This window comes from Acinetobacter sp. 766875 (assembly GCF_000582055.1).
GTDB lineage: Bacteria > Pseudomonadota > Gammaproteobacteria > Pseudomonadales > Moraxellaceae > Acinetobacter > Acinetobacter nosocomialis.
In genome coordinates this window covers 46,387-59,285 of the sequence record NZ_JEXX01000006.1, presented here as the reverse complement: position 1 = coordinate 59,285, position 12,899 = coordinate 46,387, and the positions used below count along the sequence as shown (strand labels likewise).

General features: G+C 38.2%; 13 protein-coding genes. 6 read left to right on the top strand and 7 right to left on the bottom strand.

What is annotated here, in order from left to right:
- The first annotated feature begins 283 nt into the window (after window positions 1–283).
- Complete coding sequence (locus J576_RS07565) at window positions 284–1,477, top strand: MFS transporter (RefSeq protein ID WP_002050338.1); 1,194 nt, start codon at window positions 284–286, stop codon at window positions 1,475–1,477.
- Between the two features lie 67 nt (window positions 1,478–1,544).
- On the opposite strand, the gene J576_RS07560 is transcribed toward J576_RS07565, so the two are convergent.
- The gene (locus tag J576_RS07560; protein ID WP_002050447.1) at window positions 1,545–2,975 is read right to left on the bottom strand and encodes an alpha,alpha-trehalose-phosphate synthase (UDP-forming); all 1,431 of its coding nucleotides are present in this window, start codon (window positions 2,973–2,975) and stop codon (window positions 1,545–1,547) included.
- Window positions 2,963–3,814, bottom strand: a complete 852-nt coding sequence (otsB, locus tag J576_RS07555; protein ID WP_002050416.1) for a trehalose-phosphatase — start codon at window positions 3,812–3,814, stop codon at window positions 2,963–2,965. Before otsB ends, J576_RS07560 begins: the two co-directional genes overlap by 13 nt.
- Before the next feature lie 354 nt (window positions 3,815–4,168).
- Between otsB and J576_RS07550 the strand changes: the two genes are divergently transcribed.
- From J576_RS07550 to bioD, 5 genes are all read left to right on the top strand, one after another.
- Window positions 4,169–4,903, top strand: a complete 735-nt coding sequence (locus J576_RS07550) for an alpha/beta fold hydrolase (RefSeq protein ID WP_002050360.1) — start codon at window positions 4,169–4,171, stop codon at window positions 4,901–4,903.
- Window positions 4,904–4,993: 90 nt separating this feature from the next.
- Window positions 4,994–6,274: an adenosylmethionine--8-amino-7-oxononanoate transaminase gene (bioA, locus tag J576_RS07545; RefSeq protein WP_002050292.1), complete on the top strand. Its 1,281-nt coding sequence runs from the start codon at window positions 4,994–4,996 to the stop codon at window positions 6,272–6,274.
- Window position 6,275: 1 nt separating this feature from the next.
- A complete protein-coding gene (locus J576_RS07540) occupies window positions 6,276–7,433 on the top strand; it encodes an 8-amino-7-oxononanoate synthase (protein WP_031959288.1) in 1,158 nt (385 codons plus the stop codon).
- The gene (gene bioC, locus J576_RS07535; RefSeq protein ID WP_002050352.1) at window positions 7,430–8,179 is read left to right on the top strand and encodes a malonyl-ACP O-methyltransferase BioC; all 750 of its coding nucleotides are present in this window, start codon (window positions 7,430–7,432) and stop codon (window positions 8,177–8,179) included. Before J576_RS07540 ends, bioC begins: the two co-directional genes overlap by 4 nt.
- Window positions 8,180–8,824 carry a dethiobiotin synthase gene (gene bioD / locus J576_RS07530; RefSeq protein WP_002050388.1) on the top strand — a complete coding sequence of 215 codons (645 nt, stop codon included), beginning with the start codon at window positions 8,180–8,182 and terminating at the stop codon, window positions 8,822–8,824.
- A 61-nt stretch (window positions 8,825–8,885) separates the two neighbouring features.
- Here the strand turns inward: bioD and rluB are convergent, their stop codons facing one another.
- The 5 genes from rluB to J576_RS07505 all read right to left on the bottom strand — a co-directional run bounded on the left by rluB (window position 8,886) and on the right by J576_RS07505 (window position 12,826).
- Entirely contained in the window at window positions 8,886–9,809 is a 924-nt protein-coding gene (gene rluB, locus J576_RS07525; RefSeq protein WP_002050339.1) for a 23S rRNA pseudouridine(2605) synthase RluB, read from the bottom strand.
- 41 nt (window positions 9,810–9,850) lie between these two features.
- Entirely contained in the window at window positions 9,851–10,444 is a 594-nt protein-coding gene (scpB, locus tag J576_RS07520) for an SMC-Scp complex subunit ScpB (RefSeq protein ID WP_002050325.1), read from the bottom strand.
- Window positions 10,441–11,232 carry a segregation and condensation protein A gene (locus J576_RS07515; protein WP_016805462.1) on the bottom strand — a complete coding sequence of 264 codons (792 nt, stop codon included), beginning with the start codon at window positions 11,230–11,232 and terminating at the stop codon, window positions 10,441–10,443. The genes scpB and J576_RS07515 overlap by 4 nt, the downstream gene beginning before the upstream one ends.
- Before the next feature lie 224 nt (window positions 11,233–11,456).
- Complete coding sequence (locus J576_RS07510; RefSeq protein WP_002050309.1) at window positions 11,457–12,074, bottom strand: L-threonylcarbamoyladenylate synthase; 618 nt, start codon at window positions 12,072–12,074, stop codon at window positions 11,457–11,459.
- A gap of 89 nt (window positions 12,075–12,163) precedes the next feature.
- A complete protein-coding gene (locus J576_RS07505; protein WP_002050417.1) occupies window positions 12,164–12,826 on the bottom strand; it encodes an elongation factor P hydroxylase in 663 nt (220 codons plus the stop codon).
- Window positions 12,827–12,899 lie beyond the last annotated feature (73 nt).

Genomic DNA, 12,899 nt, shown 5'->3' with positions numbered 1-12,899 from the left:
AACCCAGCTTAAGCTGGGTTTTTTATTGGCTCATTTTAATAAAATGAAGTCACTGATTAGATGTTAATAATGTCAAATTGAATATATTCAAAGCCTTACTATATAAGGCTTTGGTAGTTACAAAAAAGTCAGAAAATTTGTATCAGACCCCATGTTTTTTTTGTGGAATTGGATATAATTTCGCCAACAAAAACCCTTGCCTGGAACTTAATAAGGCAGGGGTTTTTCTATGGGGAATCGGTTGGTATGGATCGCCAATGGTTTTATGGTGAGCTTCGCGTATATGTTATTTTCCAAACCTGCTGTTTTAGATACAGCTACTCTCTTAAGCACACAACGATTAGCAACTCGTCTTAGCTTTTTTAGCTTGGGCTTTGCGATATCTGCTTGGGCACCACTCATTCCTTATGCACAGCAACGTTTAAACCTAAATCATGCAAATTTTGGTTTATTGCTGCTTTGTATGGGAATCGGCTCAATGATTGCTATGCCTGCGACAGGGGCTTTAGTTAAGCGTTGGGGATGTCGTCCATTAATTGCTGTGGCGACCATACTCTTAATGGTATTACTACCAAGTTTAACGATCTGGCATAGTCTTGTATCGATGGCTGTGGCGTTATTTATTTTTGGTACAGCAGCAGGCAGCCTTGGCGTTGCTATCAATTTACAAGCAGTTGTGGTGGAAAAACACAGCTTACGTGCGCTTATGTCTAGTTTCCATGGTATGTGCAGCCTTGGTGGTTTAATAGGCGCCATGCTCGTCACCACGCTACTAGCAATTGGCCTTTCACCACTCATGAGTACGCTATCTGTGGTCATGATTTTAATGGTCGTGAGCTTTGTTGCTATTCCATCTGCTTTAACAACATTTGAGCAAGATGAACAAGGTGCAGCTGAAATAACTGACGCACCTAAAAAAACTTCGCGCCCGAATGGTGCGATCCTGTTGATTGGAATGATGTGTTTTATTGCTTTCTTGTCAGAAGGTGCAGCAATGGACTGGGGTGGTATTTATTTGACCAGTAAATATCATCTTAACCCTGCTTTTGCTGGGCTGGCCTATACTTTCTTCGCGCTTAGTATGACAAGTGGTCGTTTTGCAGGGCATCTCTTGTTAAAACAATGGGGTGAGAAAACTATTGTGACTTATAGTGCAATTGTTGCAGCCCTTGCTATGGTTACTATTGTGATGGCACCTGTTTGGCAAGTTGTCGTATTGGGTTATGCACTTTTGGGTTTAGGCTGTTCTAATATTGTACCAGTCATGTTTTCTCGTGTTGGACGCCAAAATGATATGCCTAAAGCAGCGGCACTGTCTTTAGTGTCAACAATTGCTTATACAGGTTCATTAAGTGGCCCAGCCTTAATTGGCTTGATTGGCCAGTGGACTAGCCTAACCACTGTCTTATCAGGAGTGGCGGTTTTATTAACCATGATTGCCATACTCAATCGCTTTACTCTTGTGAAGGCAAAGTAATCTAAGCTTGCTTACCAGCCGCGGAACATCGAGAAAAACATCCTCGATGTTCCCTAAGCTTAAATTATTATAAGACATGGTAAGTGGGTTGATACTTTTCTTGTAAGGACAACTTAGACTTTGTGAATGTCGGAGAATTTTCTAAATCCTTCAAGAAATTATTTCGCCAATCGCTCAGGTCAGTAGCTGCTAAACCTTCTATTAACTGTTCATAACGATTAATACGTTCAGCTTTGGACATCTCTAGAGCGGTTTTTAAAGAATCCATCATGGCTGCTCTATCTAATGGATCAACAATCAATGCTTGAGTCATTTGTTCAGCTGCACCGGCATATTTAGATAAAATCAGCACACCTGGGTTCTCTGGATCTTGAGCTGCAATATATTCTTTTGCGACCAAATTCATACCATCACGTAATGAGCTAATCCAGCAAATGTCAGAACGACGATAAATATGCATCAAGCTGTCATGTTGAACTGTGTCGAAGCAACAATCGATAGGTCGCCAATCTTCATGAGCAAACTCTTCATTAATCAGTTCTAATTTGGCCTTAAAGCGTTGGTATAAGCGTTGATAGGCCGGAATATCTGTACGTGAAGGCGTTGCAACTTGAAGGTGGCGTACCAGTCCATGATATTCAGGGTTAGTTTCCAAGAAGGTCGCAAATGCATTGAAGCGTTCAAGCAGACCTTTTGAATAATCAATCCGGTCAACGCCAATAATGGTTTTTTGACGTGGTATATCTTCAAAGTTAAATACATAGGGAGTATGAAATGCCTGTTGTGCTTGGCGCTGAATAAGTTCTGGTTGCACGCCAATAGGGTAGGACTTTATGAGTACTTGACGTTTTTTATAGCTGATTCGGTCACTTAGTATTTTTTGAGCTTCAAGTAAGCCCATACACGTTTGCATACAGGTGTTTTGATCGGCTTGGGTTTGTAGGCCAACTACATCATATTGGCAAAGGTCTTGTACCAACTGCAGTGCAACTGGAATTTTGCGCCAAATGTTTAAGCTTGCGAAAGGAATATGCAAAAAGAAACCGATTTTATTTTGCATACCTAATTCACGACAATGACGAGCTACACTAAAAAAGTGATAGTCATGTACCCAAATCAGATCATCAGGCTGAGCAATCTCTTTTAATTTTTCAGCAAATAAACGGTTAACCCTTTGGTAAGTATTATATTCTTCAGCATCATATTCGATCAGTTCATCTCGATCATGCATGGCAGGCCATAAAACTTTGTTAGCAAAACCGCAGTAGTACTGTGCATATTGCTGATGTGTAAGAGGGCAGGTAATGTAGTCAATTCCATGAGAATATGCCTGATCGAATTCAGGCGCTTCAGTATCGGTAATTTGCTGACCGTTCCAGCCTAACCAAATGCCGTTACTGTCATTTAATGCGTCTTGTACAGCTACTGCAAGGCCACCTGCTGAGGCCTTACCTGATGGCATACTTATTCGATTCGATAACACGATTAATTTAGACATATTTGTTCTCCATTCTGATCTTGACTATTTTTGACGTATAACTTTTTTATTTTTTCTAGAAAGAAAAAAAGAAAATTAGAAACGCTGTTAATATCTTTTAATCTATATTGAGCTTCTGTTTCACCAGAACCTACTTTAATTGAAGTGCCAAATTGTTGATTAATAAAAGTGAAACCCGATTCATCCGTTAAATCATCTCCAATAAATATTGGGTGAATTAATGGTAAATTAAGATGGTCTAATATTGTTTGAATTGCTTTACCTTTATCTGCCTGTTTAGGTAATAACTCAATGACAAATTTACCTCTATTTAATTTTAATTGAGGATAGAAATATTTAATTTGTTGCATAATATAAATTGCATTATCTTCTAATTCTGGTTTTTTTCGATAATGTAAAGCAATAGAATGTCCTTTATCCTCAATTAATAAATCGGGATATTTTTCACAAGATTTTATAATATCTTCTTTTAATTTTTTGAAATTAATATTACTTAAATCTGGACGAATATAATTGTCGGAATCAAAATAAATATCTAAGCCATGTAAGCCAGCTATAGGAATTTCAATAGACTGAAATAGCTTACTAGCTGTTTCAACATCACGTCCTGTTACAGCAATCACTGGTATATTTAATTCAATAATTTTTTTTATAACTTCTAATGTAGTATTAGGTATAAAACTATGCTCAGGATGAATTTGAAATGGAGCTAATGTTCCATCAATATCCAGAAATAAACAATAATTTTTATCTATAGGTAAGGTGTTTATAATATCGTTGGGTGTAACAAAATATGTATCTTTTTCTCTCCCGTCAGATATTTCACTTTGAGTATTCATATTAATCCGCCCATTATTTTGATCATTAATTAATCTTCTAACATTAAAATGAATTGATGAGTCATTTTTTTTAATAAAAAAACATAAGTATTAACATTAATTACATTGCACAATGGATTTATGGGGGAAGTGTGGATTATGTTGTTTTTTGATTTGCTTCAATGTTTAGATAATTAAAGTTTTGTATATTTCATATAAATATTTTAGCTCTTGTATATCAATATATTTCAGAATATTTATCGACTATAAATGACTGATTTTACTTTTTGAAATTCAAGCGTTCTGTTGATTTTAAAAGATATTTAGAATTGAACTTCATATATAATCTTCCTAAAGTTGACTGTGGATAGGCACATGAAGTTACAAAATAGAATTTTATTGATTACAGGGTGGGGAGTAGGTATAGAACCTCTGCAATCGTTAAAATTAGGTTTAAATAAATTTGGCTATGACACACAACTGATTAATATTTTTAATGTTTTAGATAGTAGCTTTCAAGCACAGCTTGATTTAGTGGCTGAAGTTGATGTGGTAATAGGCTGGTCCTTAGGTGGGCAGTTAGCAACTCAACTGGTTGATATTTTTTACAAGCAAACAGGGCAAACAAAAACTTTAATTACGCTCGCTTCAAACCTTTGTTTCGTTGCTCATGATAATTGGCAAACCGCAATGCCTGCTGATGTATTTAGTCAATTTAAAGGGTCTTTTTTACAGAATCCACAAGCCACTTTAAAGCGTTTTTATTATTTGATTACACTTGGCTCATCTCAAGCGAAACAAGATTGGATGAGCGTACAAAACATCGCAAATCCACCCGCAAAGGAAATACTGGTAGACGGTTTAAAAATGTTAGAACAGTTAAACTTGGTAGATAACTTGAAAAATTATCCAGGTCTACAGCTTCACCTGTTTGCTGAGCAAGATAATGTCATTCCTTGCAAAATTATCGAGAATTTTAAGGATTTCGCTACAGAAAACATGACTTATAAGTTGCTAAAAGACGCTACGCACGCTTTTCCTTACTTGCAGGCTGAAAGAACAATTGAAGAAATCTGCCAATTTTTAACAATTCATCAGCAAAGTTCATAAGCTTTGGTTGATCTCGCAATTTTCTTTCATTCTTAACAGGTTTAACATGTGTTAAATGAAAGATTTGATTGCTGTAAAAGGGTATAGAGGATGACCGATAATTTTGATTTGGAACATATTTGGCATCCATATACTTCAATGACCCAACCTTTACCCACATTTAAAGTGAAGCGTGCCTATGGGGCAACGATTGAACTTGATGATGGTAGAACTTTAATTGATGGTATGTCGTCTTGGTGGTGTGCAATACATGGTTATAACCACCCTGAACTTAATCAAGCAGTGACCGATCAACTACAAAACATGTCACATATCATGTTCGGTGGTTTGACTCACGATCCTGCTATTGAGCTTGGTAAAATTCTTTTAAAAATTACCCCACCAAGTCTCGATAAAATTTTCTATGCAGATTCAGGTTCGGTCGCTGTTGAGGTTGCTTTAAAAATGGCTGTGCAATTCTGGACAGCACAGGGAAAACCACAAAAAACAAACTTTATTACCACACGGTCCGGTTACCACGGCGATACATGGAATGCGATGTCTGTGTGTGATCCTGTGACAGGTATGCATCAGATTTTTGGTACCAGCTTACCGAATCGTCTTTTTGTAGCAGCACCACAAACTAAATTTAATGAAGAATGGAACCAAGAAGATATTGCCGAGCTAGAGCAAGCTATTCAGCAAAATCATGAAAACCTTGCTGCACTCATTATTGAGCCGATTGTTCAAGGTGCAGGGGGCATGCGCTTTTATCATCCTGAATATTTACGTCAGGCTAAAGCGCTTTGTGAAAAATATCATCTGTTGTTAATTTTCGATGAAATTGCTACCGGTTTTGGTCGTACAGGTAAGCTTTTTGCTTGGGAACATGCTCAAGTCGAGCCAGATATTATGTGTCTAGGTAAAGGGCTAACGGGCGGTTATATGACTTTGTCTGCGACTTTAACGACAAAGCATGTTGCTGAAACCATTAGTCGCGGTGAGGCTGGGGTATTTATGCACGGCCCAACTTTTATGGCCAATCCACTCGCTTGTGCCGTTGCTTTAAAAAGTACGCAATTATTAATTGAGCAAGATTGGCAGGTCAATATTAAGCGAATTGAGCAACAGCTTAGCCAATATCTAGCACCTTTAAGCCAGCTTGATTATGTTGCTGATGTAAGAGTGCTCGGTGCAATTGGTGTGGTAGAACTCACCTTTAATGTCGATATGAAAACTTTACAGCAACAATTTGTAGAGCGTGGAATCTGGATTCGTCCTTTTGGCAAACTGGTTTATGTGATGCCACCTTATGTTATTACTCAACAAGAGTTAAGTGACTTGCTTGAACAGTTAGTTGAAGTAGTTAAAACGATGCAGGGGGCACATTAAAATGTCATTGCTCGATCATTTTGCTACCGAGTTAGATGAGTTAAAACAACAAGGTAATTTCAGACAATTTACCCAAAATGTGCAGCATGGTCGTTTTATTACAATTAAAAATAAAACAATGCTCAACTTAGCTTCAAATGACTATCTTGGACTGGCGGCTGATCTTAATCTTCGCCAAGAGTTTTTAGATAGCTTACCATTAGAACGCAGCTATTTTAGTTCTTCATCAGCCCGTTTATTGACGGGTAATTTTGATGAATATGAACAGTTGGAAAATAGCCTAAGCCAAGCATTTGGTGGACGGGCAGCTCTATTATTCAATAGTGGCTACCATATGAATATTGGTATTTTGCCCGCTGTTGCTGATAGTAAAACTTTAATTTTGGCAGATAAGTTAGTTCATGCCAGTATGATTGATGGGATCCGTTTGTCTGGTGCCCAGTATGTGCGGTATCGACATAATGATTTACAGCACTTAGAACAGCTTCTACAAAAGTATCATGATGATGACAAGATTGAACGAATCATTGTGGTCACAGAAAGTATTTTTAGTATGGATGGTGATGAAACGGATTTAACCGCTTTAGTCCAGCTTAAAAAACGTTTTGGTAAAACCATGCTTTATGTCGATGAGGCACATTCAATTGGCGTACGTGGACAGCAAGGTTTAGGGTGTGCTGAACAATATAATGTAATTCAGGAAATTGATTTTCTAGTTGGTACCTTAGGTAAAGCATTAGCAGCAGTCGGTGGTTATATTATTTGCCATCCAATTATTAAAGATTATCTCATTAATAAAATGCGCCCGCTTATTTTTAGTACCGCTCAACCTCCGATTGTTATGGCTTGGGCAAATTTTATTTTTCAAAAAGTATTAGTGGCTCAACCTCAGCGTGAACACTTAAAAAATATTAGCCAATATCTTCAACAAGCAGTGGTACAAAAGGGTTATCTGAGTCCATCGCCCAGCCATATTATTCCAGTGATTGTGGGAGAAAGTCAGGCTGCTATCGATAAGGCGAAGCAGGTTCAGGAAAGTGGTTTTTATGCCATGCCTGTACGCCCACCAACAGTACCTAAAAATAGTTCGCGGTTACGTATTTCTTTAACGTCAATGGTTGAACAACACGAGCTTGAAGCACTGGTGAGTTTTCTGTGAGTCTAAATAAAAATTTAGTTGCCGAGCGTTTTGCTAAAGCAGGTCAAAGCTATTCAGAGCACGCGGTTGTTCAAAAACAAATTTGTCAAAATTTAACAAGCTTACTCAAGCAGTTTTGCCCAAGCAAGATACGACGTGTTTTTGAAATTGGTTGTGGTTCTGGTAATTTAACTCGTCTGCTTGTTGAAGCTTTTCAAATTGAAGATTTAATTTTGAATGATCTGTACTCAGAGGTGCAGGAGCACTTCAATCATGAAGAGCATTTAAAATGGTTAATTGGAGATGTTGAAACCTTAGAACTCCCTCAGCAGCTCGATATGATTGTTTCAGGTTCTGCCTTGCAATGGATGCAGGATTTGCCGCTTTTGCTTAAGCGTTGTAATGATGTTTTAACTGACAGTGGTTGGCTATGCTTTTCAACATTTGGCCCTAAGAACCTAATTGAAATTAAAGAGCTAACCGGACAAGGTTTAAATTATTGGAATCTTGAAAGTTGGAACAGTGCCTTAACTCAGGCTGGTTTTGAAGTTCTGTATCTATCTGAGTCAGAAACTCAGCTCTATTTCGATTTACCTAAAGCTGTATTACAACATTTAAAAGCGACTGGTGTAACAGCGACAGCGCAGCACCGTTGGACCAAGCAAACTTTACAGCAGTTTTATCAAGATTATGATCGGTATAAGCACGCCGAGGGATATGCCCTAACATATCACCCAATTTATTGTATTGCCCGGAGAATGAAGTAAATGAGTGGTCAGATCTATTTTGTCAGTGGGATTGATACCGAAATTGGTAAAACCTACGCGACAGGTTTTTTAGCAAAATTATGGACTGAGCAGGGTAAAAAAGTAATTACCCAAAAACTCATTCAAACAGGTAATGCTGATATTTCTGAAGATATTGAAAAGCATCGTGAAATTATGGGGCAAGGTTGGTTTCAAGAAGATCACGATAAGCTGACTATGCCCGAAATTTTTAGTTATCCTGCTTCACCTCATTTAGCAACGCGACTTGATAACCGAGAAATCGATTTTCAAAAAATTGAAAATGCGACTCAAACATTAGCTGAGCGTTTTGAAATTGTATTATTAGAAGGGGCGGGTGGCTTAATGGTGCCCTTAACCACCAGTTTACTCACCATTGATTATGTTGCTCAGCATCAGTTTCCTGTTATTTTAGTGACATCTGGTCGTCTAGGAAGTATTAACCATACTTTGCTTAGTCTCGAAGCACTTAAGTCACGCGGTCTGAAATTAAAAGCTTTGGTTTATAACTTAAAAGATGAATCAAAAGATCCATTAATTTCGCAGGATACTTCAAATTATTTAAAGAACTACTTAGCTATTCATTTTCCAGAAGCTGAATGGATTGAACTAGCAAAAATGAATTAATTGAAATTAAATCAAAAAAACCGCTCTAAAGTGAGCGGTTTTTTTGATTTAAAAGTTTTACTTAGAACTTTTTAAATCCTCGGTTAAAACCAGTCGTTTTACGCTGATTACCTGTGTTAGCTGGTGCTTCTTTTTCATCATCACGACGTTGTTGACGTAAATAACCACCACGACGTGCTGCCATTGGTTTTTCGGTCATACGATCAGTACGACGTTTTGCCATACCAAATAAACCTGTACCTTGACGTGGCTTCAACTCAACAGATTTAGCTAAGTTGTCGATGTCAGTTTTGTCGAGTTCCATCCAGCGACCAGTACGTAATTCGCGTGGTAAAATAACAGTACCGTAGCGAGTACGTAATAAGCGGCTTACTTTAAGACCTTGCGATTCGAAAATACGGCGAACCTCACGGTTACGGCCTTCTTTCACTACAACTTGATACCAGCGGTTAATACCTTCACCACCAATTTCAGAGAAAGATTCGAACTTGGCTGGGCCATCTTCAAGCTCTACACCATTGACCATGTTTTGGCGTAATTGTGGTGTTACTTCACCCATTACACGTACAGCGTATTCACGTTCAATTTCATTAGATGGATGCATTAAGCGGTTAGCAAGCTCACCATCGTTTGTAAATAGTAATAAACCTGTACTGTTAATATCTAGACGACCTACCATTACCCAACGGTCATTTGCAATTTGTGGCAAATGATCAAATACAGTTGGGCGTTTTTCTGGGTCATTACGTGAACAGATCTCACCCTCTGGTTTATAATAAATCAGTACACGACGACGAATTTCATCTTCGATCTGGAACTGAACTTTACGGCCATCAATGCGTAATTCATCGCCTGGTTCAATGCGCTCACCCACTTGGGCAACGCGGCCGTTTACACTCACGCGTCCTGCGGCAATAACCTCTTCCATATATCGGCGAGAACCTAATCCGATTCGCGCTAATACTTTTTGCAATTTTTCACTCATGACAGCACAACCTTAGACATAATGATCAACAGTCCACCTCTTTATGATTTCGGTGCATTCGCATCGAGAGCCATAAATGCTTCCTTGGCGTTCTGTAGGGGAGGCAATTGGCCTAAAGAGGCTAGACCAAAAGCATTCAGAAATTGAGGCGTTGTAATTAGCAACGCAGGTCTTCCGGGTAAATCTCTAAAACCGGCTTCTTTAATCCAGTTCCAGTCAAATAGCGTTCTGAGAATCTGACTATTATTAGATACACCACGAATTTGTTCAATATCAGCACGCGTGACTGGTTGATGATACGCAATGACAGCCAAGGTTTCTAGTAAAGATGGCGACAGTTTTGTTGGTCGCTCTGGCCAAATTTGCGCAATAATATTGCGATATTTGGATCTTACCTGAAAACGGAAGCCTTGCGCGGTTTCAATCAACTCAATAGAGCGGCCATGTTGTAAGAGGGCAAGCTGTTGTAAAAGCTGACGAAGCTGTTGTTTGTTATATTGATTATTAAAAGCTTCTTTTAAACGAGCAATCGAAACAGGTGCTTCACTGGCAAAAATAATCGCTTCAAGTTGCAATAAAACTTCGTGATGAATGTCAGCTAATGACAAATCATTATTATTTTGTTCAAAACTCATGCCGCAGACCCTTGAATAGCCAATGGAGCTTCAACACCTGTAGCAATAATTTTAATCTTTTGTTGTCGGGTCAATTCTAAAACAGCCATAAAAGTTACAACCATTCCCATACGGCCTTGTTGGGGATTAAGTAATTCTTTAAAACTTAACACGTCGCCTGACTCTAATTTCTCTTCAATATAAGCAATACGTTCTTCTAACAGTACAGGCTCTTGCGCAATTGTGTGTGTTACGGGTTCAGGACGATTAAATACGCAAAACAAAGCATCATGTAATGCTGAAACATCATAACCTTCGTAAACAGGTGCAATATGACCTAAGCTTACATTGGCACTAAATGTATCACGGTCAAGAACTGGCATTTGACCTAAACGTTCAGCCGCTTGTTTAATGCGTAAATAAGTTTCTAGTCGATCAATAAGATCCTGTTTAGGATCTTTTTCGATACTCACTACTGTAGGTTTAGGTAAGAGTAAGCGAGATTTCAAATCAGCCAATAGAGCAGCCATCACCATATAGTCGGCAGTCAACTCAATATTTAAGGATTTCATGCTATCCATATAAGCTAAATATTGAGTTGCAATAGGTGCAATATCGAGCTGAATTAAATCAAAACCGTTTTTCTGAATCAGATAAATTAAAAAGTCGAGTGGTCCTTCAAACTGTTCGAGTAAAATCTCAAAAGCAGCCGGAGGAATATAAAGATCTTCAGGAATCGTGTCGTGCCACTCATCTAAAACACGGATGTGTGGAACGTCTTCCATGGATTGATGAAGTGATTGGTTCATTACGATTATAAGCCACGCGAATTTTCAAAAGCATGAGACTTGTTTTCAAGTCAATAAGAGCTATAGCAGAAGAACAGCAGATAGTGAAAAACATTCTAAAGGAATTGTGGCTTTTAATAAATTGCTTAACGACTAAAGTGTAAAAAAAATCCAAACTAAATAAAGAGTATTTTTTTTCTTGATAATACTTTTTTTTAACTATTGGTAAAAAGGAGAATAAGTGCTTATTCGAAAGCACTTACATCTCCAGCACCGTGACGTATAATTTCCGGATGTTCACCCGATAAATCAACAATACTAGTTGTTGTTAAAGTACCAAAACCACCATCGATAAAGACATCAATACGTTTAGACAACTGACTTTCAATATCGTAAGGATCATCAAGTGGGTCTTCTTGTCCGGGTAAAATTAATGTACTTGTAAGTAAAGGCTCACCAAGTTCTTTTAATAAAGCCTGACAAATCGGGTTACTTGGAATGCGTAAACCAATCGTTTTCTTTTTAGGATGCATTAACCTGCGTGGAACTTCACTTGTTGCAGGTAAAATGAAAGTCGTAATGGCAGGTGTATTTGCTTTTAATAACCGATACGTCGCATTATCAACTTTTGCATAAGTCGCGATATCGGATAAATCACAACACATAATTGCGTATTGATGCTTAGGGCCTAAATCACGAATCTGGGCAATACGTTCCATCGCATTCTTATTACCAATCTGACATCCGATTGCATAGGCAGCATCGGTCGGGTAGACCACAACATCGCCTGCACGAATACGCTCAACCGCTTGATCAATGAGGCGTTGCTGTGGATTTTCAGGATGTACATGTAAATGCAGCATATTTTAGAGACTCCATCACGCCATTATTAAAAATAGTATTAGACCTTTCAAACTTCGGAAGCAAGTAACTTACGTAGTTTTTTTGTCATTTAATCAAGGAGTTCACGTTTAAATTCATTTAATTGTAATGCTGCACCTGCTCGCGTACATTGGCAAATACATTCAATGAATCTTGCTGCATCGGCAGGTAGTTTAGCTTCACCAGAAAAGTAACGTTGAACTTGGATATAAACATTATCTTTAAACTTTTTGCCATCTCCGCCATCACCTGTCAGGTTATCTAGAGATACTCTAAATTTTCTGCCAAAAGATTGGGCAAATAACCATTCAATGGCTTGAGGTTTAATTTCTACTTGTTCAAATAAATCCTGCTGTTCTTTAGTTCGGCCATCTGGCGCATACCAATAACCTAAATCGGGCAACAGACGTCGTTTTGCACCTGCAATTGTCCAATGGCTAATTTCATGCAAAGCGCTATTGAAAAAACCATGAGCAAATTGGATTTTAGCTGGCTCATGTTCATTTGCTGGGAAATATTCTGGTTCAAATTCTCCACGAACTAATGTCACATTATGGTGGGAAAACCAGTGATTAAAGTGTAAAATAAGCCAATCAACTTGCTCAGACTCTAATTTTGAGCTTGGCCATGGTGAGAGTTGCACCATGTCAGGTAAAAGAGGGTTCTGGTGGGTTGAATGGGTGCAAACGAGTAATGAAGTGTTAACTTCAGGTTGCGGCTGCAACAGGTGCATTGCTTAATTTACCCCGAGTTCTGTCTAAAGAAGTACAAAATTGTATCTTAATCTTTGACAGAGTACCGATGAA